We start from the raw sequence: 22,179 nt of genomic DNA on the forward strand, positions 1-22,179 counted from the left end.
GGGAAAGGGTTTCACCTGTCGCAGTCACCGGGACCCCCGGGTTTTCCAGCGCCGATGGATCCAGAACCATTGCTCCATATGGTCGCGCACCTGCGCTTCCAGATGGTCGTTCAGGCTTTGCATCATGGTTTCGGCATCGGAATGGGGAATGGGTTCGCCGACCTCGACCCGGAAGCTCAGCCCGTCGGGCTGGCGGATCCCAGCGATCGGCAGGATCAGCGCGTCATAACGCAGCGCAAGCTCTGCCGGGGTCAGCACGGTTTTCGTGGGCAGGCCGAAGAAGCGCAAGCTCGCGCCATTGCCGTCGAACTGGTCATAGCCCAGAGACAGCCAGCCCCCGCCCTTGAGGAATCTCAGCATCGCCGCCAGCCCAGAGCGGCCACGCGGGAACATCGGCTCTGCGATGGCCTGCATGGCAGGGATGTAGTGACGGTTAAAGGCCTCGTTGTTCATTGGCCGGTAAAGCGCGCCGACCGGCCAGCCGCGCCCGGTCAGGGCGGCGCGCATGGCGTCGTAATTGCCGAAATGGGCGACCGCCAAGATGACCGGGCGACCCTCGGCGGCGGCCTGTTCCAGCGCAGGCAGGCCGGGGCCGCAAAGCGGGTCGGCATCATGGATGCGGCGAATGAACTCCTCGCCCGAATAGATCTCGGCCAGCGAGCGACCGGCATTGTCGGGAACGGCGCGGGTCAGGTCGCGGATCTCTGCCTCGGTCAGGTCGGGCCGGGCCTTGGCCAGATTGGCGCGGATGCGTCTGCGCCAGCCTGCCACCGGCGCGATGACATGGGCAAAGAACCAGCCCGTCGCGGGCACGCGCCGCGCGTAAGGCAGGATGCGCGCCAGTCCCATGATCGCCAGAAAGGCGCCATTGGCGATCCGGTCGATCAATTCGACCTTGTCCTCGTCTTTGTCACTCATCCCGCAGATCTATGTCCTGCTTTTCATCCGGCTTTATGCATGGCGCGCGCTTCCCGCATCCACACATATAGGCCCGCGCCGACGATGATCAACGCGCCGATCACCGTCCATTGATCGGGGAGCGTGCCCCAGAACAGCCAGCCCCATAGCCCTGCCCAGATCAGGCCGGTATAGCCGAAAGGCGCGATGGCGGCCGCCTCGGCCAGAGCGAAGGCGCGAATCAGCAGCGCTTGCGCGACCGTGCCAAGCAGCCCGATCAGGACAAAGGCCCAGATGTCGCCACTTGCGATGGGTTGCCAAAAGAACGGCACGGCGCAAGAGGTGATGAGCGTGCCGACGCTTGCCGACCATAGAATCGAGGTCGCCGTCGAATCCTCGCGCGCGATCCGCGTGAGGACCGCGCCCGCCGCATAGGTGAAGGCGGCGATCAGCGGCAGGATTGCGGCGGGCTGAAATACGCCCGCGCCCGGTCGGATGATGATCATCGCACCGCAAAGCGCCGCGCCGATCCCCAAAACCCGGCGGATGCCGATGCTTTCGCCCAGAAACAGCGCTGCGCCCAATGTGATCAGGACCGGATTGATATCCATGATCGCGGTGGCCTCGGCCAACCCGATCCATTGCAGCGAAGTGAAAAAGAGCGCCCCGGACGCAAGCTGCGCCAAGCCCCGGAACAATTGTACCACCGGACGCTTCGTGATCATCGTGCTGCGCAGACGCGGCGCAAAGATCACCGCCACGATCAGAAAATTCGAGATGAATCGCGCCCAGACGATCTGCACCGGATGATAGTTCTGGGCGAGATGCTTCGCCGTCGCATCCATGAGCGTGAAGATGAAGATCGAGGCAAGCAGCAGCAGGATGCCCTGAAGCTGCGTGGCGCGTGCAGGGCTGCCCGCGGGTGCGAGGATCTGCGGGGCGGTATCTGGCTGGCTCATCTGGGAACTCCCTCGGGGCGGCTTATGCCCGCGCCATGCAGGAAGGTCCATGCCTGGAAAGGCAAACGGCCGCGCAAAAGGGCGCGGCCGTCGATCTCATGAAAATGGGATCAGCCCAGAAGCTTGCGGGCCAGCGCCACGGTGTCTTCGGCGGTGATGCCGAACTCCTTGTAGAGCGTCGGTGCCGGAGCCGAAGCGCCGAAGCCTGTCATGCCGATGAAGCCCGAGGTCTCTTCGCGGCCGCGCTCACCCAGAAGCAGCCATTCCCAGGGCTGGCGCACGGCGGCTTCGATCGCGACGCGGACCGTGCCTGCGGGCAGCACTTCGGCGCGATAGCCGGTGTCCTGCGCGCGGAACAGTTCCATCGACGGGACCGAGACGACGCGGGTCGGCACCCCCTGGGCTTCGAGCGTCTCGCGGGCGGTGACGGCGATCTCGACTTCCGAGCCGGTGGCCATCAGCACGACCCTAGCCTCGCTTGATGCTTCGCGCAGGACATAAGCGCCCTTGGCGGTCAGGTTCTCGCCTGCAACTTCGCGCAGCGTCGGCAGGTTCTGGCGCGACAGCGCGAGGATCGACGGGGTCGATTCCTCGCTCAGCGCGATTTCCCATGCCTCGGCGGTCTCGACCAGATCGCAGGGGCGGAAGGTCAGCGTGTTCGGCGTCGCGCGGCAGATCGCGAGATGCTCGACCGGCTGGTGGGTCGGGCCGTCCTCGCCAAGGCCGATCGAGTCATGCGTCATGACATAAACGACCGGCAGGCCCATCAGCGCCGAAAGGCGCATCGAACCGCGGGCATAGTCGGTGAAGCACATGAAGGTGCCGCCATAGGGGCGGAATCCGCCATGCAGCCAGATGCCGTTCATCGCCGCAGCCATGCCGTGCTCGCGGATGCCGTAATGGATATAGCGGCCGGTGCGGTTCTCGGGCGAGAAGATGCCCAGATCCTTGGTCTTGGTGTTGTTCGAGCCGGTCAGGTCGGCCGAGCCGCCCAGCGTCTCGGGCATTTCGGGGTTCACGACTTCCAGCACCATTTCGCTGGCCTTGCGGGTCGCGACCTTGGGCTTGCCGGCAATCGCCTGCTCTTTCAGCGCGGCGATGGCGGGGGCGAGCTTTTCATTGCCCTCGCCCGAGATCCGGCGGGCGAATTCGTCGCGGTTTTCGGCCGCGTCGACGCGGGCATTCCATGCCTCGCGCTCGGTCTTGCCGCGCGCGCCGATGGCGCGCCAATCGGCGAGGATGTCCTCGGGGATGACGAAGGGGCCATGCTCCCAGCCGTAAGCCGCGCGGGTCGCGGCGATTTCCTCGGCACCAAGCGGCGAGCCATGCGCGCCCGAGCTGTCCTGCTTCTTCGGCGCGCCATAGCCGATGATGGTCTTGCACGAGACCAGAACCGGGCGGTCGTCCGCGCCGCTCGCGGCATCGGTCAGCGCGCGGTCGATATCGGCGGCGTCATGGCCGTCGCAGGCCAGAACGCGCCAGCCCGAGGCCTCGAAGCGCTTCAGCTGGTCGGTATTGTCCGACAGCGAGACGCGGCCGTCGATGGTGATGTCGTTATTGTCCCAAAGGACGATCAGGTTCTTCAGCTTCTGGTGACCCGCCAGCGCGATGGCTTCCTGGCTGATGCCCTCCATCAGGCAGCCATCGCCGGCGATGACCCAGGTCTTGTGGCTGCACAGATCCGCGCCATATTGCGCGCGCATCGCTTCCTCGGCGATGGCGAAGCCGACGGCGGTCGCGATGCCCTGACCCAGCGGGCCGGTCGTCGTCTCGACGCCCTCGACATGGCCGTATTCCGGGTGGCCGGCGGTGATCGCGCCCCATTGGCGGAAGTTGCGGATCTGGTCGAGCGACATCTGCTCGTAGCCGGTCAGGTGCAGCAGCGAATAGATCAGCATCGAGCCATGGCCCGCCGACAGCACAAAGCGGTCACGGTCGAACCAGTTCGGGGCCGATGCATCGAATTTCAGGTGGTTGCGGAACAGGACGGTGGCGACATCGGCCATGCCCATCGGCATGCCGGGATGGCCGGAATTCGCGGCTTCGACCGCGTCCATCGACAGGGCGCGAATGGCGGCGGCAAGGCGCCAGTGATCGGGATTTGCCTTGCGGCGTTCAGCGATGTCCATTTTCGGAGTTCCGTGCTGTGGATGCGGGCGAAGTCCTGATATTCAGGCAGGCGCAAGGTTGCAACCCGAACCTCTCAAAATGACGAAAGACCCGGCAGATCGGGGGATTGCCGGTTCATCCGGGCCATAGCGCGCCCGGTCTTCTTTGTGCAATCTGGGATAGCGGTGCAACCTTCTGGGATTGCTTGGCTATCCTGTGCGAAAGGGGCTCTTTTCCAATCCCGAACCCGCGCGACTGCCTGCGCAAGCTGGCGCGATTATGCGCAAACCGCAAGGCCGAAGGGGAAAAAACCTGTGGGCGGATATGTCGCGCCTGACGAAGCGACAGTTTCGTCGCGAAGCTGGCGCTGTGCCTTTCCAGTCGGCGCAAGCCGGGTTCTCAGCGGGAAGGCGCATAAATTCATTGCCTTGGCCGCCATGACGGTCGTTATCTGAAGATATTCTGACAATTCGACAAAAACGGGGGAGATCATGGCACATCCCGCGCCTTCCGCGGTGGATCCGGTGGACGAGATCCTGCCGCCTCTGCGTCTGACGACGCTGGGACTTCAGCATGTTCTGGTGATGTATGCGGGCGCGGTCGCCGTGCCCCTGATCGTGGGGCGGGCGCTGAAGCTCTCGCCCGAGGATGTGGCCTTCCTGATCTCGGCGGATCTTTTCTGCTGCGGCATCGCGACGATCATCCAGTCCTTGGGGGCGACGCGCTGGTTCGGCATCCAACTGCCGGTGATGATGGGGGTGACCTTCGCCTCGGTCGGGCCGATGGTGGCGATGGCCAATGCCTATCCGGGACCGGACGGGGCAAGGATGATCTTTGGCGCGATCATCGGGGCAGGGATCATCGCCATGCTGATCGCGCCCTTCATCGGGCGGATGCTGCGTTTCTTTCCGCCGCTGGTGACCGGGACGATTATCCTCGTGATCGGGGTCACCCTGATGCGGATCGGGATCAACTGGATCTTCGGCAATCCGGTCGGCTCGACCGCGCCCAAGATCGTCGATCCGGTCGCGACGGGCTGGCTGAACCAGCTGAAAGAAATGGCCGATACCGGCGTCGTCCCGGCACTGCCCGAGAAATTCGCGCCTGCTCCCAGCCTGCAAAACCCGCTTTATGCCAAGCCGATCAATATCGGCGTTTCGGCGGTGGTGCTGATCGCGATCCTAGCCATTGCGCGCTATGGCAAAGGCTTCGTGGCCAATATCGCGGTGCTGCTGGGCATGCTGATCGGTGCCGTCCTGACCATTGCCCTGGGCCAGATGAGCTTTGCCAAGGTGGCTGAGGCGGCGTGGTTCGGCGTCGTCACGCCCTTTCATTTCGGCATGCCGATCTTTGATCCGGTACTGATCCTGACCATGGTCCTCGTGATGATCGTGGTGATGATCGAATCGACCGGCATGTTCCTTGCCCTCGGCGAGATGACCGGCCGCGAGGTCACGCAAGAACGCCTCAGCGCGGGCCTGCGTACGGACGGCCTCGGCACGCTGATCGGCGGCATCTTCAACACCTTTCCCTATACGTCCTTCAGCCAGAATGTGGGCCTTGTCGGCGTCACCGGCATCAAGAGCCGCTATATCTGCGTCGCGGGCGGGGTGATCCTGATCCTGTTCGGACTGATCCCCAAGATGGGCGCGGCGGTGGAATCGCTACCGACAGCCGTGCTGGGCGGGGCGGGCCTCGTGATGTTCGGCATGGTCGCGGCGACCGGCATCCGCATCCTCTCGAATGTGGATTTCGCGGTGAACCGCAACAATATGTTCGTCGTCGCGGTCTCGCTGGGCTTCGGGATGATCCCGCTGATCGCGCCCGATTTCAAGCAATGGATGCCGCATGCGATCCACCCGCTGGTGGAATCGGGCATCCTGCTTGCGACGATCTCGGCGGTGGGGCTGAACGCGTTTTTCAACGGGACTGACAGCGCCAGCATCGAAGAGGCCAAGCGCGCCGCCAGCATGGCCGATCACTGATCGGCCATGGCCTGGGCAGGGGTCTCGCCCAAGGGGCGGATGCGCAGACGGGTTAGCCGGTTTTCACGCCGGCTGACCACTTCGAAGCGGTAGCCGTGAAATGAAAAGACCTGCCCCTGCGTCGGGATGCACTGGGCCATATGGATCACCAGACCGGCGATCGTGTTCGCCTCGTCATCGGGCAATGCCCAGTCCAGCGCGCGGTTGAGGTCGCGGATGGTCATCGCCCCCTCGACCAGATAATCGCCCGCCGCATTGGGCGTGAGGATCTGCGCGGCCTCTGTATCATGCTCGTCGGTGATCTCGCCGACGATCTCCTCGAGGATGTCCTCGAGCGTAATCAGCCCGCGCAGGCTGCCATATTCGTCCACGACCAGCGCGAAATGCGTGCGACGCGCCAGGAATTCGCGCATCTGCTCGTCCAGCGGCGTGGTTTCGGGGACGAAATAGGGCGGCATCGAGACGCTGAGGACGTCGAAACCCTCGACGCCCGCCTCGCCCGCTTCGCGCACGATCCGGCTCACGCCGCGCAGCAAATCCTTGGCATGGACGACGCCGATGACATTCTCGCGCTCGCCGCGATAGACGGGCAGGCGGGTATGCGGGCTCTTCAGCACGCGGTCGATGATCTCTTGCGTTGGCAGTTCCGCGTCGATCATCTCAATCCGCGAGCGGTGCAGCATGATCTCTTCGACCGAGCGGTCGCCCAGATCCAACGCCCCCAGCAGCCGGTCGCGTTCTTCTTTCTGCACGGTGCCGCTGGAATGGCCGATCGCCAGCGCCCCGGCGATTTCTTCCTGCACGGAAAACACGTGATCTCCGCTGTCCGAGCGCAGCCCGAACAGCGCGAGGATCCCGCGCACGATCATCCGCACCACCGCCACGACCGGCGCGATCACCACGGTCAGCGCGCGGACCGGACGGGCGACCCGGCTGGCCAGATCCTCGGGGGCGAGGATGGCATAGGTCTTGGGCAGGACCTCGGAAAAAATCAGCACCAGAAGCGTCATCACCAGCGTCGCCAGCGCCACGCCGCCCGAGCCGAAGATCCGCGTGAAAAGCGCGGTGGCAAGGCTGGCCGCTAGGATATTGACGACGTTATTGCCCAGAAGGATCGAGCCGATCAGCCTTTCGCTATCCTCTGTCACGGAAAGCGCGGCCTGCGCCCCCGCATCGCCGCGATCGGCACGGGCGCGCAGTTTGGCACGGCTCGATGCGGTCAGCGCGGTCTCGGAGCCGGAAAAGAACCCCGACAGGCCCAGCAGGACCAGGATCGCGGCGACTGTCATCCAGAAGGCCGGATCGAGGAATTCGGCCGATCCTGCCGCGCCGATGCCTTCTGCCGTCGCGGCGGCGGCTTCGACGGTGCTCGGGGCGATCATTCCTTGTCCTCCTTGCGCCGCGGATTGGCCAGCGGGTGGTGGTTCAGGACCAGATCGCGCATCCTTGCATCCATGACATGTGTATAGATTTCGGTCGTGCCCAGATCGGCATGGCCCAGCAGCATCTGGATCGCGCGCAGATCGGCACCGCCTTCGAGAAGATGGGTGGCAAAGGCATGGCGGATCACATGCGGCGAGACGCGTGACGGGTCTATCCCGGCCGCCATTGCCAATTGGTCCAGAAGCCCGTTCACCGATTGCCGGGTCATATGCCCTTCGCGCGAGGCGGCGGGAAACAGCCAGCGCCCCCCGCGTCCCGCGATCAGCCGTCCCAGCGGCGAGTCTTCGGGTGCGGCGTCGCGCAGCTTGAGCCAATCCGCGAGCGCCAGGCGCGAGGGCTGGTTCAGCGGCACCATGCGTTCGATATTGCCCTTGCCGCGGATCAGGAGGACGGCGGGGTTGCCCCGGCAGGCCGTGACAGGCAGGGCGACGAGTTCGCTGACCCGCATCCCCGTGGCATAGAGCAGTTCCAGCAAGGCAAGATTGCGCGCCTGTTCGGTGGGCGTCCGTCCGACCTGGGGCAAGGCCGCGAGCAGCGCAAGGACCTCGGCCCGGTCCAACGTCTTGGGCAGCCGCTGCGCCCGTCCCGGCCCGGCGATGCGGCCGGCGGGATCATCGTCCCGCCAGCCCTCTTCCAGCGCGAAACGGGTGATCTGGCGGATCGCCGAGAGCCGCCGCGCGCGGGTCGCGCGGGACAGGCCGAGCTGGTCGCAATGGGCCAGATAATCGTCGATGTCATCCCTGCCGACGGAGAGCAGGGTCAGCCCGTGCCCGTCGAGCCATTCCGAGAAATCGCGCAGGTCCCGGCCATAGGCCAAAAGCGTGTTGCGGGCGGATCCTGCCTCGGCGGCCTGAGCGTCAAGAAAGGCCGAGATCCGCCGCCAGTCGCCTGCCTTGTTTCCCGTGCTCATCAGGGTGCCGTCGCCGCAAGGCCCGGCGCGGCGCCGAGCATGGGGGAAAGCATCAACTCGACCGCCGCCTGCCGGGCGGTTTCACCCTGACCCAGGGCGCGCAGCACGCGCAGGCCCCGCGCCGCCCGGGCGAGATCCCCGTCGAGCCCCGCATCCGCGTCGGAAATCGCCTCAAGCAAAGCCTCGCCGCGCCGTTTTCCGGCGATCAGCCGACGGGCCTCTTCGGGCAGCATCGCCTCGCCAAAGGCCGCAAGCAGAACCTGCGCGCGTTCGGCGCCCGCCGCTGCGGGCGGCGTCGAGGCGGCAAGGCCACTGGCGAAATCCAGCAGCCACAGGTCGAAGGGATCGGCATCGCTGGGGGGCGTCCCGATGCTGCGCCAGCTGCCGGATTCCAGAACCAGCCATAGCGCGATTTGGCCGGCCTTGCCGTCAAGCGGCAAGCGGCCAAGCTGGGTGCCGAACATATCGGCGAAAGCCGGGCCAAGTCCGGCCGCGACCATCTGTTCGAAGGCGGCGGGCAAGGCCTCGCCGATTGCAGCGCCATCACCCGAGGTCAAAGCAAGGTCCAATTCCTGGATGGCTTCGGCGCGATCCCAAACCCCGCCCGAGGCCGCCGGGCGCTGTTCCAGATAGATCTGACGCAACTGCGATGCCGGAATGGCACCCGCGCGCGCCAGCCGCTCGGCCGCGTCAAGCCGGGCCTTCCATCCCCCATTCGCGCCCAGATCGGCCAGGGCAAAGGCCAGGGGCAGATTGGCCAGCGGCAGCGGCTGGCCGATCGCCTCATGCAGGCGCAGATCCAGCGGCGTCACCCGTTCGGGCGGATCCAGTAAAGCGCTGTCATCGGAATAGGCGTCGTCCAGATAATGCGCGAGCAGCGCTGCCATGCGCGGGTCGATCAGGCCGGCACTGTCTGCGCCGTGAAACACCAGCGCCGCGGCAGCCCAGTCTCCGCCAAGGGCGAGACAGAAGATCCGCGCGGGAAAGCTGGGCGCGACGCCGGGCGTCAGATCCATGATCCGGCAGGCCTCGCTTTCGTCTCCGGAGAGCAGTGCGATGTCAAAGAGCCGCCGGAACCTCTCGGGATCGGCGGGACCGGCGGCCTCGATCAGATCCTGAGCCGCGCCGGTCGCGGCAATGTCCAGCAGCTTGTCCACGCGGGACAGGAAAAACTGGCCCTGCGGCCCGTCACCCAAAGTCGGAGGCGCAAGCTGCGCCACCAGGATGCGCCGGGTCAGCCGGCGCAAGGCGGGCAGGCGGGGATCGAGACCGCCGATCAGCCGCGCCAGCGTCGCGGCATCGCTTTCGCCCCAGAGATCCTGCGGCAGCCCCGCGCTGCGTGCCGACACCGTGCCCTTGCTGTCGGGGTTGCCTTCGCCCAGCCGGGTCACCCCGACCGGCTCGACCGCGCCGCTTTTCGCGACATCGCTAAGTCCCTTGCCCGGACGGGCATCCGGCGGTCGCGGATCACCCGGACGCCAGGCCGAGACCGTGCCGGGCTCGCGGATGCTGCCCGAAAGCCAGTCGCTCGCCGAAAGCGGCGGACGGGCCAGTCCAGATGCGGGCGCCAGCAGAAGTCCCGCGATCAGCGCCGCGAGACCCGGTCCAACAAGAAAGCCGCGTTCAATCGAGGTCATTTTGCTCCGCATCCGGGGAAACCGTGCCAGCGGGCTCAGGTTCCGCAGCTTTCGCAGGCGCGGAAACCGAGGCATCTCCGAGCACCGGCGCCGGCGTCGGCGTGGGCTCGCTGCCCAGATCCAGTTCCACGGGCAGCCGGGTTTCGCGCGGGTCCGCCTTCATGTCGCCGAAATAGGCATATCCTGTCAGACCGCCCAGCAGCAGAATCACCAATCCTACCACAACCCACAATAGCCTCATCGCCCGTCCTTTCAGCCTCGGTCTTGCCTCTTGCGGCCGGTCTTACGCCGGCGCGTTCGAAATATATATGGCAATTCCGCAAAGATCACGCCATTCAGTGCCTCCAAACTTGGGCCGGGTCGCAGACTTGCCCGGAAAAGGGCGCAAACGGGGGCAGTCGAGGGATTGATGCGGCGAAACATCGTGCTGGTCGGGATGATGGGGGCAGGGAAAAGTGCGATCGGTGCGGAATTATCGCGCCGACTGGCTCGTCCTTTCTGGGATACCGATGCCGAGATCGAGCGCGCCGCCGCGATGACGATCCCCGAAATCTTTGCCCGCGACGGCGAAGCCTTTTTCCGCGCCCGCGAATCCGAGGTCCTGTCGCGCGTGCTGAATGAAGGTAATGCGATCATCTCGACCGGAGGCGGCTCATTCATGCGTGAGCCGAACCGCACGCGAATCGCGGCGAATGGCGTCTCGGTCTGGCTGGATTGCGATCTCGACACGCTGTGGCATCGGGTGCGCAGCCGTCCGACGCGCCCGCTGTTGCAGACCTCCGATCCGCGCGGCACGCTGGAACGGCTTATGGCCGAACGCCGCCCCGTCTATGCCCTGGCCGATTTTCAGGTCATCGCGCGTGAGGATGATACCGTCGAATCGACGACAGATCAGGTCCTGCGCGCCATCGCCGCCCGCAACCCTTCGATCCTGGAGCCGAAATGACCTTTGAAACCGTCCATGTCGATCTTGGCCCGCGCTCTTACGATGTGCGCATCGGCTCCGGACTGATCGACCGCGCGGGCAGCGAGATCACCGCGCTGATCGGCCGTCGCCGCGCGGCCATCCTGACCGATGAGAATGTCGGAGGGCTGCATCTTGCCCGCCTGCAAGACGCGCTGGCCCGCGAGGGGATCGACGCCCCCGCCCTGACCCTCCCTGCCGGAGAGGCGACGAAATGCTGGGCCGAACTGGGCCAGGCCGTCGAATGGCTGATCGCGCAGAAGATCGAGCGCAAGGATCTGGTGATCGCGCTTGGCGGCGGGGTGATCGGTGATCTCGCGGGTTTTGCGGCGGCGATCCTGCGCCGGGGGGTCCGTTTCGTGCAGATTCCGACCTCGCTTCTGGCACAGGTCGACAGTTCGGTCGGTGGCAAGACCGGCATCAACAGCCCGCTTGGCAAGAACCTGATCGGCGCCTTTCACCAGCCCGCCTTGGTTCTGGCCGATATCGACGTGCTCGAGACGCTGACGCCGCGCGACCTGCGGGCCGGATATGGCGAGGTCGCGAAATACGGGCTGCTGGGGGATGAAGGGTTCTTTGACTGGCTGGAAGCCGCGGGACCGGCTATCTTTGCGGATAAGGCGGCGCTGCAACGCGCCGTGCGCCATTCCGTCGCGATGAAAGCCGGGATCGTCCAGCGCGACGAGACGGAACAGGGCGAACGCGCGCTGCTGAATCTGGGTCATACCTTTGGCCATGCGCTTGAATCCGCGACCGGCTATGGCGATCGGCTCTTGCATGGCGAGGGTGTCGCGATCGGTTGCACGCTGGCATTCGATCTTTCGGCCCGGATGGGGCTTTGCAGTCAGGAAGCGCCCTCGCGCGTGGCGGCGCATTTCGCGGCGATGGGGCTGCCCTCGCGCATCGCGGATATTCCGGGCGATCTGCCCGATGACGCGCGGCTCGTGGAACTGATGGGGCAGGACAAGAAGGTTCAGGACGGCAAGCTGCGCTTCATCCTCGCGCGCGGGATCGGACAGGCCTTTGTCACGGATGCGGTCGATCCCGCGATGCTGCACGCAGTGCTCGGCGCTTCCCGACGCTAGGCGGGTTCAGCCCTCGTCGCTTGGCCCGGCGCCATAGCGCGTCAGGTCGCGCGGCGCCCCTTCGGGCGCCTCGCTGGCGGGAATATGCGGAGGCACGACTTCGTCATGGCCCAGCTTGACATCCCGGTCGCGCCGTAGCGCGGCCCGGCCCAGCATCAGAAGGCTGATCGGCGGCGTGATCAGCATGAAGCCTCCGATGACGAATTCATGCAGCACCGGCCGCGCCTCGGCGAGCGAGAACATCGCCATCGAGGCCAGGATGATCAGAAATGTCCCGTAGCTATAGCACAGGGTCGGCGCGTGGATGCGTTGATAAAAGCTGCGCAGCCGGACCAGCCCGACGCTGCCCAAAAGCGCCAGGCTCGATCCGCAGACGACGAGCAGCGCGATGAGCAGGGCGGCGAGCGGAGGAAGCGCTTCCAGATGGGTCATTCGATCACCTCGCCGCGCATCAGAAATTTCGCCGCGCAGACCGTGGTGACAAAGCCCAGGATGGCGATGACCAACGCGCTTTCAAAGAAGAAGACATTGCCATTGCCCATCCCGATCAGCAGAAACAGCAGCATCGCGTTGATATACATGGTGTCTATCGCCAGCACGCGGTCCTGGGCGCGCGGTCCGCGCAGCATCCGCCAGCAGGTCATCGCGATCGAAAGGATCAGGGCGATCTGCGCATAGCTCAGCGCATATTGCAGGATCAGGCCAGCGCTCATTCGAAAATCTCCCCCAGCAGGCGTTCATAGCGGTCGCGGATCAGCACCTGCCAGTCATCCTCGCTGCGCAGGTCCAGAACATGCAAAAGCAGCCGCCCGGATTCTCGATCATATTCCAGCCATGCGGTTCCCGGCGTCGCGGCAAGGATGATGGCGAGAAGCGCCAGCGCGTTCTGGTCGCGCAGCGTCAGCCGCAATTCGATGAAGCCGGAATGATAATCCGGATGGTTCGGCCCCAGCAGCAAGACGCGGGCGACCGAGATATTCGATCTCAGGATGTCCCATGCCACAAGCCCGGCCAGGCGGGGAATGGCCTGCCAACGCCGGATGCGCGGCCGGGCCAGGGTCAGGCGCTCGACCGTCCATCCCGCGAGCAGCGCGATCATGCTGCCCAGGACCAGATGGCCTGGCGAGAACCGCGTGAGCAGAAGCCACATCAGCACCAGGCTGCCCGACAGCAGCGGATGAGGGATCAACTGCCTCATGGCTCCTCCTCGGCTGGCGGCTCATAGGGGGCGTGGTTCTGCGGCGGGGCGGCATCGACACGGGCGGCATGGGCCAGGACGCCCTCGCGATAGACCGCGGGGCTGAGCAGAGATTGCGCCGTCTCGCGCGCATAGGACAGCACGGCATCGGCCCGCACCGTCAGCAGCAGGATCATACCCAGCAGCAAGAGAACCGGCACGACCTCGAGGGCGAGGATGCGCGGAGAGGGGCCGGCCTCGGCCCAGAAACGCCTGAGCCCAAAGCGTATCAGTGCGATCAGCGCTGCGAGGCCCGACAGGATCAGCAGCGCCGCGTAAATCCACAGCATGGTCGGCAGCGCGCCCGACAGTCCGATATTGGTGTCGATCATGCCCCGCAGCATCGCGAATTTGCCGATAAAGCCCGGCAGCGGGGGCAACCCGGCCAGCATGGCCGAAATCAGCGCAAAGCAGATCGCCATGGTCAGCCATGAGACTGTGCGCGAACTGGCCGGAAGCGCCGTGTCATCGACCGTGTCCAGCCCCATCGGCGTCCATTCCCAGCGCTCGCTGGCGGGTTCGAGCCTTGGTTGATCGGGCGATTGTTCGGCCGTCTCGTCATCGCGCGACACGGGTTCTGCGATCAGGAAAAACGCCGAGATCGCCGCGGTCGAGGCAATCAGATAGTATAGCGCGCCACCCAGCAGATCGGCACCGCCTCCGGCCTGCACGAAGCCGATCGCGGTCAGCACCGTACCCGACGAGATGATCGCGAGATAGCCGCCCTTGCGCACCAGTTGCGGCGTGGCGAGGATGCCCACCGCGCCAAAGCTCATCGTCAGAAGCCCGCAGATCATCAGGACCGCCGCCCCAAACCCCGAGGATGGCCCAGCCTCGGGGCCGAGCACCAAAAGCGACATGCGCAGGATCACATAAAGCCCGACCTTGGTCATGATCGCCATGATCGCCGCCGCGGGCGGCGAGGCCGCGCCATAGGCCGGAGGCAGCCAGAAGCAAAGCGGCCATGCCGCCGCCTTGGTCAGGAAGGCCACGCCCAGAAAGCCCGCGGCCGCATGGAACAGCAGGCGCTGCGCCTCGTCCAGATCCGCGAGCCTGCGGGCGATATCGGCCATGTTCAACGTGCCGGTCGTGCCATAGACCAGCGCGACGCCGATCAGGAAAAACAGTGAGGCGGCGAGGTTGATCGCGATGTAATGCAGCCCGGCCCTGATCCGCTCGGCGCCCGATCCGTGCAGCATGATACCGTAGGACGCGGCCAGCATCACCTCGAAGAACACGAAGAGATTGAACAGGTCTCCGGTCAGGAAGGAGCCGTTTACCCCGGCAAGCAGGAACTGGAACATGCTGTGGAAATGCTGGCCCTTGCCGTGCCATCCCGCCGCCGCATAGATCAGAGCCGGAGCCGCCAGAAGCGCGCTCAGCATCACCATCATCGCCGAAAGCCGGTCCAGAACCAGAACGATGCCGATGGGGACAGGCCAATCGCCCAGCCGATAGAGCGTCACCACAGGCGCGCCCTGATCGGTCAGGGCCTTGGCATCGGCGAGCAGTTCGCTTGCCGCAAGGAAGGTCAACCCGGCCGCGACCAGCCCCATCACCAGCTTGGTCTGGCGGTCGCGGTCATTGTAGAACAGCATGATCGCGCCGGCGACCATCGGGATCAGGATCGGCGCTATGATCATGTGATTTGGCAGATCCGCGCTCATTGCTCGCGCTCCTTGCCATCGACATGATCCGTGCCGCTCGTGCCGCGCGCCGCGATCATCACCACGAGAAACAGCGCCGTGGTGGCGAAGCTGATGACGATGGCGGTCAGGACCAGCGCTTGCGGCAAGGGGTCGGCATAGGCCGTCGGATCGACGAAGCCGCCCTTGGGCATGATGGGGGCGGCCCCGACATAGAGCCGGCCCATCGAAAAGATGAACAGATTGACCCCATAGGCCAGTAGGCAAAGCCCGATGATGAGCTGATACGAGCGGGGCCGCATCAGCAGCCAGACGCCCGATCCGGTCAGCACGCCGATGGCCAGGGCAAGGACCAGTTCCATCAGAGCGTCTCCTCGGGCTCGGTATTGCGGGCGCGCGGAGCGATGCGCAGCGACTGGTGGGCAATCGCGATCAGGACCAGAACGATCGCGCCGACCACCGCCGCAAAGACCCCCAGGTCAAAGAGCATGGCGGTCGAGGCCGGGACCTTGCCGATCAGCGGCAGATCCAGATAGCGGTAATGCGTGGTCAGGAACGGCGCGCCAAAAATCCAAGATCCCGTTCCGACCGAGGCCGAGATGATCAGGCCGACCCCCATCCAGCGCACCGGAAGGATCGTCAGCCGCGCCTCGATCCAGCGCACGTTCGAGGCGACATATTGAAGCAGAAGCCCGATCGCAAAGGTCACCCCTGCCGCAAAGCCGCCCCCCGGCAGGTCATGTCCGCGAAAGAACAGATAGGCCGACAGCGCGATGATCGGCGCAAAGAGCCATTGCATGAGAATGGCCGGGATAAAGAGATAGGCCTCGAGCGCCTGTTCCTCGGCCTCGCGCTGCGGGCGGGGACGCGAGACGCTTTCCGGCGCGGGGCGGAAACGCCGCAGCAGGGCATAGACGGTCAGGCCCACGATGGCCAGAACGGCGATCTCACCGAAAGTGTCGAAGGCGCGGAAATCGACCAGGATGACATTGACGACATTGGTGCCGCCGCCCTCGACATAGGAATGGCGCAGGAACCAGTCGCCCACGGAATTTCCGGGCCGGGTCAGCAGCACGGCAAGCGCGATCGCGGTCATCCCGCCGCCGCAGGTCACTGCGATCAACAGGTCGCGCAAGCGGCGGAAGCGGGCGCGCGGGGTCTCGTCCGCGGCGATCTCTTCGTCGCGCTTGGGCAGCCAGCGCAGTCCCAGAAGCAGAAGCGCGGTGGTGGCGATCTCGACCAGAAGCTGGGTCACGGCGAGATCCGGGGCTGAAAGCCAGACAAAGGTCGTGCAGGTGACCAGCCCCGCGCCTCCGGTCAGGATCAGCGCTGCGAAACGGTGGTATTTGGCCTGCCAGGCCGCGCCGATCGCGCAGGTCCCGCCGATCAGCCACAAAAGGACAAAGACCAGTTCGCGGGCCCCGATCGGCGGCGGGCTGATGTTCCATTCCAGCGGCTGCAGCGACAGAAAGGCCGCCGCCATGCCGATCAGGACCATGACCCGCATCTGGGCCTGAAGGCCCGGCGCGTTGGCGATCCGCAACAGGCTTCGCGGCAGGCGTTGGGTCAGAAACTGAAGCATCGCCTCGAAGGCGGGGCCGAAGGCGACAAGGGACAAGAGCCCCAGACCCTCTTCGCCGCGGTCGATCCAGCGCCGCGGCACCAGATAGATGGCGATCCCCAGGATCATGGCGATCACGCTCATCACCAGGGCCGGATTTACGCCGTGCCATATCTTGAGACTGAATTCGGGCAGGTCGTCGCCCAGAAGTGCGATCCCGGCGTTTTCGAGCCAGCCCCCCAACAAGGCATGTGGCGCGATACCCACGCAAAGGCAGGCCGCCACGAGGACAAAGACCGGCAGCCGCATGAGGGCCGGTGGCTCATGGGGCTCATGCGGCAGATCGCGCGCGGGAGGGCCGAAAAACACCGTCACGATGAAGCGCAGCGAATAGGCCGCGCCAAGCGCCGCCGCCAGCACCGCGACATAGGGCGCCGCATTGTCGATGGGGCTGCCATTGTTCCAAACATAGGTCGCCTCGAAGAACATTTCCTTCGAGAGGAACCCGTTCAGCAGCGGCACGCCCGCCATCGCGCCCGAGGCGATGATCGCCAGCGTCGCGGTCACCGGCATGGCCCGGGCCAGCCCCGACAGGCGGCGCATGTCGCGGGTGCCGGTCTCGTGGTCGATGATCCCCGCGGCCATGAAAAGCGAGGCCTTGAACACGGCGTGGTTCACGATGTGAAAGACCGCCGCCATGATCGCGAGCGGTGTGCCGATCCCCGCCAGCGCCGTGATCAGACCCAGATGGCTGATCGTCGAATAGGCCAGAAGCCCTTTCAGGTCATGCTTGAACAGCGCGACAAAGGCTCCGATCAGCAGGGTGATCAATCCGGCCCCTGTGACCAGTTGAAACCATTCATCGGTTCCGCCGAGCGCCGGGTGAAAGCGCAAGAGCAGGAATACCCCCGCCTTCACCATGGTCGCAGAATGCAGATAGGACGAGACCGGCGTGGGGGCCGCCATGGCGTTGGGCAGCCAGAAATGGAACGGGAACTGTGCCGATTTGGTGAATGCACCCAGCAGGAACAGGATCAGAGCGATGGGATAGAGCCGATGGCTGGTGATCCGCTCGCCCGCGGCCAGAACCTCGTCCAGATCGTAGCTGCCGACGATCTGGCCCAGCAGGATCATCGCAAGCATCAGGCACAGCCCTCCCGATGCGGTGACGATCAGCGCCATGCGGGCACCATCGCGGGCATCCTGACGATGGTGCCAATAGCCGATCAGCAGAAACGAGACCAGGCTCGTCAACTCCCAGAATACCACCAGCATGATGATATTGCCCGACAGGATCAACCCGGCCATCGATCCGGCAAAGCACAGAAGAAAGGCGTAGAGCCGGGGCACGGGATCTTCGGGCGCCATGTAATAGCGCGCATAGACCAGCACGAGCATCCCGATCCCCGCCACCAGCACCATGAAGAGCCAGGCGAAACCGTCGATACGGAAGGTCAGATCCAGCCCGATGGTGCTGGCCCATTCGACATGGCGGATGACCTTGCCGCCCCCGGTGACGGCAGGGGCCAGGACCGCGAGGATCACCAGAGCGAGCGCCATGGTAAGCCCGGCGAGCCATGTTTCGGCATTGCGGGATTGAACGGGCAATGTCGCCGCCAGGGCGGCCGAGATGAAGGGCGTCAGAACAAGCAAGAGCAACAGGTTCTGTTCGACCATCGACGTCCTTCGGGGGCTGGGGAGCTATGCCTCACTGTAAAGGACCGGCATGGGAAAACACAACTGATCAACTCGGGAAAAACCTGGCATCAGTGGATGCGATCACCGCTTTTTTATCGCGTTTGCAAATGTTTTCGCGCCAATGCTGAGGCGCTTCTTACGCCCATTCCCGGCGCAGCCGGGTCACCTGCCGGATCTGGCCGCCGCTCACCATGACCTCGGTGGGCAGCGGATGTGTGCTGAAAACGCAGCGGGCTTGCCCTTGGCCCATAGGCTCCCCCGCCATGCACCGCGAGCAGATCGCCATGCGGGGCAGCATGACCCCGCTGCCAAGTTTGCCGATCGAGGTGCAGAGCGGGCCGGGATATATCGTGCTTTTCCTCGAGCGCCGCGCTGGGGCCGATCCGGTGCATCAGCGGGGTGCGCCGGATCATCATGCCGAAATTGCCCGAGGCCGCCAGATTGCCGCTCGGCCCGCCGCTGCGGCCGAGGTCCAGCACCATCTTCGTCGTCGCCATCCGCGGATGGGCCTTGCGCCGATCCGGGTCGGGGCTGATCCCGGCAGCGACGGGCCCGAGATCGTTGTGTTCGCCTCGCCACGCAGGCATTGCGTGTCGCAATGGATGTGCAGCCCGACGATGCGCAGATGGGGCGGGGCGGCGAAGACGGGCAGGCTCTCGGGCACTTCCTCGATATCGAGGCCGAAGGCGCTGGGGCGCGCCGCCATCTGGTCGCCGAAATCCCTTGGCATGCGGTCGGGCGCGATACCCAAATGGGGGGCCGCATCCGGCCAATCTCGGTGGCGATGGCATCGGCGCGCCGCGCCTCGCGCAGGTTTTCGTCCACCAGCCCGCCCATACCCGCCTGGATCGCGGCGCGCAGTTCCGCCTCGCAATTGGCCGGACCGGTAAAGTTGATGTGGGCGGGGAGCCAATCCGCCGCCAGCGCAAGGTCAGGGGAGAGCCCCCCGAAGTGATGTCGGGTTGACCGGGCAGGTTTCACCTCCAGTCGAGGGGGCGGGATTGGGATTGCTCTTGACCGCGAAACTGATGTCGATCCATTTTCCGAAGTCGCTTGCTGCGCGGCCAGCCGGACCTCGATCACATCGGTGGATTGGGCATAGGGCGGGAACCCGTATCGCGCGGCGGCCTCGATCAGCAACTGATTTGCGCCGCGCATTATCCAAGGCTTGCGACAGAGGCTTGGATGCGTCCGACTGTATCGAAACTCCCGAAGGTCACATTGGCGGGTGGAATGGTCAGTCCCGTGTGATTTTTGATCTATCTGGCGCCGTCCTGCGCCCGGTCGCGATGAATTTCCGAGCCGAACAGATCGAGGGTTTGGCGCATTTCCTCCAGTTCGGCGCGGAATATTACGACGCCAGACCAAGACGAATGCATCTATCTCGCAGCGTTTTTTTCCGGTTTACCGGGTTATCGCGTCGACCAGCCAATCCGCGATCATCCTGTGGTCCTCGTCCGAGGGATGCCAGGCGCAGGCAGTGCGCTGGAGTTTCGGCAGCGGGACGAGCAATGTCCGCACCCCCTCGGCGCGCAGGGCCTCGGCGGCGAGTTGATGGGGCCGGATCAGATCGCTGCCATATTCCCCGAATGCAAGCAGCACTTGCATCGCCGCGGGATTGTCGCGGACGCGGGCGCGCAGAAACTCAAGCAGCGCCGGGCCGAAATCGCGGCTGAGGCTGGCCCGGTCGGGCCAGGGTTCGCCTTCGGTCAGGTCCGAGCCGAAATCATTCGAGCCAAGCGCCGTGACGACGATATCGGCGGGCTGCTCGGGTTGGCGCGCGGCACTTGGCTCACTGGGCAGGGCCAGCGGGTAGCGCCCCGGCATGCGCGCCATCGGGCTTGCTCCGCCAAAGTTGCGCAATAGCCCGATCCCGGAGCGTGCGATGATGCGGTAATCCGCCCCCAGACGCGCGGCGACCTGCGGGCCGAAGCTGCGGCTCGTATCGGTCGCGGAAAAGACCTCTTCCTCGCTGCAGTCGCGCAATTGGGCGCCGTTGGCAAAACCGAGCGTGTCCGAATCGCCGATGAATTCGATCAGCCGGGGGGCCGGTTGCGGGGCGGGTAGGGGCGCTGCATCCGCGCCGATGAGAATGCCGCCAAAGCTGGTCGGCATCGAGGATTCGCTGATCTTTTCCACCCGGATGCGGTATTCTCCGGCCGTGAGGCCTCGGATACGCAGATCCGTGACGCCCGGGCGCGAGATTTCGACCTGCCCGGCGCGTCCGTCATTCAGCAGCACGCGCCAGCGATTGACATTGTCCTGAAACCGCACCGAGACGGATGTGCCCGAAAACCGCGCCTCGGCATGGAAACCAGGCCATTCCTGCAAGAGCGCGCCCTTGGGCCCAGCCGAGGCGCGTCCCGTGACCAGCAAAGGCAGCGCCACGAGATCGGGCTGTTCGGGCACGAGGGCGGCGTCGAGCCAGGTCCCGCCCTCGCCGGGCGCAAGGGCGACCGAGGGCACGGGAATGGTCGGTCGGGCGGGCTTGGGCCAGGCCCAGACCGCAGCCGCGGTGGCGATCGCCCCCGCGAGCAATAGAAAGACAAGTGTTCTCCGTGCCCTGCGCATCGGCCCTCCCCGACGCGAGGGATGATGGGGTAGGCGGATACCCGCTGTCCACTGCACCAAAACGGCAGGTTTCCGCCCGGTTGCGGCAGGAGGTCACGCGCCTCCGCAACTGGGCGGCGCTGTCAGTAGGCCGCGTCAAACACCGGTTTGTAGATCTCTTTCAAGCGCAGCACGGCTTCTTGCGGCGACATTTCGACCGACTCGCCGCTGCGGCGCGAGGTCAGTTCGACCTTGTTATTCGCCAGACCGCGCGGACCGACGGTGATGCGCCAGGGCAGTCCGATCAGATCCATGGTGGCGAATTTTGCGCCCGCGCGCTCGTCGCGGTCGTCATAGAGAGCGTCCAGCCCCTGGGTCTTCAGCTCGGCATAAAGCGCCTCGCAGGCGCTGTCGGTCGCCACATCGCCCTGTTTCAGATTGACGATGCCGGCATGGAAGGGGGTCACGCCCTCGGGCCAGATGATTCCCTTGTCGTCATGGCTGGCCTCGATGATCGCACCCAAGAGGCGCGAGACGCCGATGCCGTGGCTGCCCATTTCGACCGGCACGCGGTTGCCATCGGGGCCGACCACGGTGGCGCCCATGGCTTCCGAATATTTCGTGCCGAAATAGAAGATCTGGCCCACCTCGATGCCGCGGGCCGAGCGGCGGCGTTCCTCGGGGACCTCGGCGAAGATCGCCTCGTCATGGGTCTCATCGGTGCGGGCGTAGCGGCTGGTGAATTCCTCCAGCACCGCCTGGCACTCAGCGACGCTGTCATAGTCGATCTCGCGCGCGCCGAATTTCAGATCGGTGATCTGGCTGTCATAGAAAACCTCGGATTCGCCGGTCTCCGCCAGAACAAGGAATTCATGGGTATAATCGCCGCCGATCGGCCCGCCATCGGCGCGCATCGGGATGGCCTGCAGGCCCATGCGCTCATAGGTGCGCAGATAGCTCACGAGATGGCGGTTATAGGCGTGCAGCGCGGCGTCGCGGTCGAGGTCGAAATTGTAGCCATCCTTCATCAGGAATTCGCGGCCACGCATCACGCCGAAACGCGGGCGCATCTCGTCGCGGAACTTCCACTGGATGTGGTAGAGGGTCAGCGGCAGGTCCTTGTAGGAGGACACATGGCTGCGGAACACGTCGGTGACCATTTCCTCGTTGGTGGGGCCGTAAAGCAGGTCGCGCTTGTGGCGGTCCTTGATGCGCAGCATCTCGTCGCCGTAATCGTCATAGCGGCCGCTTTCGCGCCACAGATCCGCCGATTGCAGCGTCGGCATCAGCATCGGGATATGGCCGGCGCGCTGCTGTTCCTCGTGGACGATCTGCTGGATCCGGTTCAGGACCTTGAAGCCCAGCGGCAGCCAGGAATAGATGCCCGCTGCCTGCTGCTTGATCATGCCGGCGCGCAGCATCAGCCGGTGGCTGACGATCTGGGCCTCCTTCGGGTCTTCCTTCAGAACGGGCATGAAATAGCGCGACAGACGCATGG

19 protein-coding genes are annotated in these 22,179 nt (G+C 65.2%); 3 read left to right on the forward strand and 16 right to left on the reverse strand.

Going from position 1 to position 22,179, the window contains the following annotated elements:
* Window positions 1–24: 24 nt before the first annotated feature.
* From ESZ60_RS05120 to tkt, 3 genes are all read right to left on the reverse strand, one after another.
* Window positions 25–918 (reverse strand): lysophospholipid acyltransferase family protein, encoded by an 894-nt coding sequence (locus ESZ60_RS05120; RefSeq protein ID WP_134679345.1) that lies wholly within the window; start codon window positions 916–918, stop codon window positions 25–27.
* Window positions 919–941: 23 nt separating this feature from the next.
* Window positions 942–1,856: a DMT family transporter gene (locus ESZ60_RS05125; RefSeq protein WP_134679346.1), complete on the reverse strand. Its 915-nt coding sequence runs from the start codon at window positions 1,854–1,856 to the stop codon at window positions 942–944.
* Between the two features lie 110 nt (window positions 1,857–1,966).
* Entirely contained in the window at window positions 1,967–3,985 is a 2,019-nt protein-coding gene (gene tkt, locus ESZ60_RS05130; protein ID WP_134679347.1) for a transketolase, read from the reverse strand.
* 471 nt (window positions 3,986–4,456) lie between these two features.
* On the opposite strand from tkt, the gene ESZ60_RS05140 reads away from it, so the two are divergent.
* A complete protein-coding gene (locus ESZ60_RS05140; protein WP_134679349.1) occupies window positions 4,457–5,950 on the forward strand; it encodes a nucleobase:cation symporter-2 family protein in 1,494 nt (497 codons plus the stop codon).
* Here ESZ60_RS05140 and ESZ60_RS05145 read toward each other — a convergent pair.
* The 4 genes from ESZ60_RS05145 to ESZ60_RS05160 form a co-directional block, all read right to left on the reverse strand.
* Window positions 5,944–7,239 carry an HlyC/CorC family transporter gene (locus ESZ60_RS05145; protein ID WP_245155585.1) on the reverse strand — a complete coding sequence of 432 codons (1,296 nt, stop codon included), beginning with the start codon at window positions 7,237–7,239 and terminating at the stop codon, window positions 5,944–5,946. The two genes, ESZ60_RS05140 and ESZ60_RS05145, sit on opposite strands and share 7 nt — an antisense overlap.
* Before the next feature lie 89 nt (window positions 7,240–7,328).
* Entirely contained in the window at window positions 7,329–8,303 is a 975-nt protein-coding gene (locus ESZ60_RS05150; protein ID WP_134679351.1) for a site-specific tyrosine recombinase XerD, read from the reverse strand.
* The gene (locus tag ESZ60_RS05155) at window positions 8,303–9,940 is read right to left on the reverse strand and encodes a hypothetical protein (protein WP_134679352.1); all 1,638 of its coding nucleotides are present in this window, start codon (window positions 9,938–9,940) and stop codon (window positions 8,303–8,305) included. Before ESZ60_RS05155 ends, ESZ60_RS05150 begins: the two co-directional genes overlap by 1 nt.
* Window positions 9,927–10,181 carry a hypothetical protein gene (locus ESZ60_RS05160; RefSeq protein WP_134679353.1) on the reverse strand — a complete coding sequence of 85 codons (255 nt, stop codon included), beginning with the start codon at window positions 10,179–10,181 and terminating at the stop codon, window positions 9,927–9,929. The genes ESZ60_RS05155 and ESZ60_RS05160 overlap by 14 nt, the downstream gene beginning before the upstream one ends.
* A gap of 84 nt (window positions 10,182–10,265) precedes the next feature.
* Here ESZ60_RS05160 and ESZ60_RS05165 point away from each other — a divergent pair, with 84 nt between their 5' ends.
* Together ESZ60_RS05165 and aroB are read left to right on the forward strand one after the other, a co-directional pair.
* Window positions 10,266–10,886: a shikimate kinase gene (locus ESZ60_RS05165; RefSeq protein WP_280633994.1), complete on the forward strand. Its 621-nt coding sequence runs from the start codon at window positions 10,266–10,268 to the stop codon at window positions 10,884–10,886.
* Window positions 10,883–11,989, forward strand: a complete 1,107-nt coding sequence (gene aroB, locus ESZ60_RS05170; protein ID WP_134679355.1) for a 3-dehydroquinate synthase — start codon at window positions 10,883–10,885, stop codon at window positions 11,987–11,989. The genes ESZ60_RS05165 and aroB overlap by 4 nt, the downstream gene beginning before the upstream one ends.
* A gap of 6 nt (window positions 11,990–11,995) precedes the next feature.
* Here the strand turns inward: aroB and mnhG are convergent, their stop codons facing one another.
* From mnhG to proS, 9 genes are all read right to left on the reverse strand, one after another.
* The gene (gene mnhG, locus ESZ60_RS05175; RefSeq protein WP_134679356.1) at window positions 11,996–12,421 is read right to left on the reverse strand and encodes a monovalent cation/H(+) antiporter subunit G; all 426 of its coding nucleotides are present in this window, start codon (window positions 12,419–12,421) and stop codon (window positions 11,996–11,998) included.
* Entirely contained in the window at window positions 12,418–12,702 is a 285-nt protein-coding gene (locus ESZ60_RS05180; RefSeq protein ID WP_134679357.1) for a K+/H+ antiporter subunit F, read from the reverse strand. The genes mnhG and ESZ60_RS05180 overlap by 4 nt, the downstream gene beginning before the upstream one ends.
* Window positions 12,699–13,187 carry a Na+/H+ antiporter subunit E gene (locus tag ESZ60_RS05185; protein ID WP_134679358.1) on the reverse strand — a complete coding sequence of 163 codons (489 nt, stop codon included), beginning with the start codon at window positions 13,185–13,187 and terminating at the stop codon, window positions 12,699–12,701. The genes ESZ60_RS05180 and ESZ60_RS05185 overlap by 4 nt, the downstream gene beginning before the upstream one ends.
* Entirely contained in the window at window positions 13,184–14,893 is a 1,710-nt protein-coding gene (locus tag ESZ60_RS05190; protein WP_134679359.1) for a monovalent cation/H+ antiporter subunit D, read from the reverse strand. The genes ESZ60_RS05185 and ESZ60_RS05190 overlap by 4 nt, the downstream gene beginning before the upstream one ends.
* Window positions 14,890–15,234 (reverse strand): Na+/H+ antiporter subunit C, encoded by a 345-nt coding sequence (locus tag ESZ60_RS05195; RefSeq protein WP_134679360.1) that lies wholly within the window; start codon window positions 15,232–15,234, stop codon window positions 14,890–14,892. The genes ESZ60_RS05190 and ESZ60_RS05195 overlap by 4 nt, the downstream gene beginning before the upstream one ends.
* A complete protein-coding gene (locus ESZ60_RS05200) occupies window positions 15,234–18,110 on the reverse strand; it encodes a monovalent cation/H+ antiporter subunit A (RefSeq protein WP_134679361.1) in 2,877 nt (958 codons plus the stop codon). Before ESZ60_RS05200 ends, ESZ60_RS05195 begins: the two co-directional genes overlap by 1 nt.
* 433 nt (window positions 18,111–18,543) lie before the next feature.
* Entirely contained in the window at window positions 18,544–18,882 is a 339-nt protein-coding gene (locus ESZ60_RS21235; protein WP_245155583.1) for a hypothetical protein, read from the reverse strand.
* A 653-nt stretch (window positions 18,883–19,535) separates the two neighbouring features.
* Window positions 19,536–20,702, reverse strand: coding sequence for an SGNH/GDSL hydrolase family protein (locus ESZ60_RS05210; protein WP_134679362.1), 1,167 nt, complete (start codon window positions 20,700–20,702; stop codon window positions 19,536–19,538).
* A 122-nt stretch (window positions 20,703–20,824) separates the two neighbouring features.
* The gene (proS, locus tag ESZ60_RS05215; protein ID WP_134679363.1) at window positions 20,825–22,177 is read right to left on the reverse strand and encodes a proline--tRNA ligase; all 1,353 of its coding nucleotides are present in this window, start codon (window positions 22,175–22,177) and stop codon (window positions 20,825–20,827) included.
* Window positions 22,178–22,179 lie beyond the last annotated feature (2 nt).

Source organism: Paracoccus ravus (assembly GCF_004522175.1).
GTDB classification, from domain to species: Bacteria; Pseudomonadota; Alphaproteobacteria; order Rhodobacterales; family Rhodobacteraceae; genus Paracoccus; species Paracoccus ravus.

Bases quoted from the DNA above. Each gene is read 5' to 3' on its own strand.
- ESZ60_RS05180 (WP_134679357.1), bottom strand. From the start codon at position 12,702: ATGAGCGCTGGCCTGATCCTGCAATATGCGCTGAGCTATGCGCAGATC.
- ESZ60_RS05120 (WP_134679345.1), bottom strand. From the start codon at position 918: ATGAGTGACAAAGACGAGGACAAGGTCGAATTGATCGACCGGATCGCC.
- mnhG (WP_134679356.1), bottom strand. From the start codon at position 12,421: ATGACCCATCTGGAAGCGCTTCCTCCGCTCGCCGCCCTGCTCATCGCG.
- ESZ60_RS05185 (WP_134679358.1), bottom strand. From the start codon at position 13,187: ATGAGGCAGTTGATCCCTCATCCGCTGCTGTCGGGCAGCCTGGTGCTG.
- ESZ60_RS05195 (WP_134679360.1), bottom strand. From the start codon at position 15,234: ATGGAACTGGTCCTTGCCCTGGCCATCGGCGTGCTGACCGGATCGGGC.
- aroB (WP_134679355.1), top strand. From the start codon at position 10,883: ATGACCTTTGAAACCGTCCATGTCGATCTTGGCCCGCGCTCTTACGAT.
- ESZ60_RS05160 (WP_134679353.1), bottom strand. From the start codon at position 10,181: ATGAGGCTATTGTGGGTTGTGGTAGGATTGGTGATTCTGCTGCTGGGC.
- ESZ60_RS05140 (WP_134679349.1), top strand. From the start codon at position 4,457: ATGGCACATCCCGCGCCTTCCGCGGTGGATCCGGTGGACGAGATCCTG.
- tkt (WP_134679347.1), bottom strand. From the start codon at position 3,985: ATGGACATCGCTGAACGCCGCAAGGCAAATCCCGATCACTGGCGCCTT.
- ESZ60_RS05200 (WP_134679361.1), bottom strand. From the start codon at position 18,110: ATGGTCGAACAGAACCTGTTGCTCTTGCTTGTTCTGACGCCCTTCATC.
- ESZ60_RS05190 (WP_134679359.1), bottom strand. From the start codon at position 14,893: ATGAGCGCGGATCTGCCAAATCACATGATCATAGCGCCGATCCTGATC.
- ESZ60_RS05150 (WP_134679351.1), bottom strand. From the start codon at position 8,303: ATGAGCACGGGAAACAAGGCAGGCGACTGGCGGCGGATCTCGGCCTTT.
- ESZ60_RS05155 (WP_134679352.1), bottom strand. From the start codon at position 9,940: ATGACCTCGATTGAACGCGGCTTTCTTGTTGGACCGGGTCTCGCGGCG.
- ESZ60_RS05210 (WP_134679362.1), bottom strand. From the start codon at position 20,702: ATGCGCAGGGCACGGAGAACACTTGTCTTTCTATTGCTCGCGGGGGCG.
- ESZ60_RS05125 (WP_134679346.1), bottom strand. From the start codon at position 1,856: ATGAGCCAGCCAGATACCGCCCCGCAGATCCTCGCACCCGCGGGCAGC.
- ESZ60_RS05145 (WP_245155585.1), bottom strand. From the start codon at position 7,239: ATGACAGTCGCCGCGATCCTGGTCCTGCTGGGCCTGTCGGGGTTCTTT.
- proS (WP_134679363.1), bottom strand. From the start codon at position 22,177: ATGCGTCTGTCGCGCTATTTCATGCCCGTTCTGAAGGAAGACCCGAAG.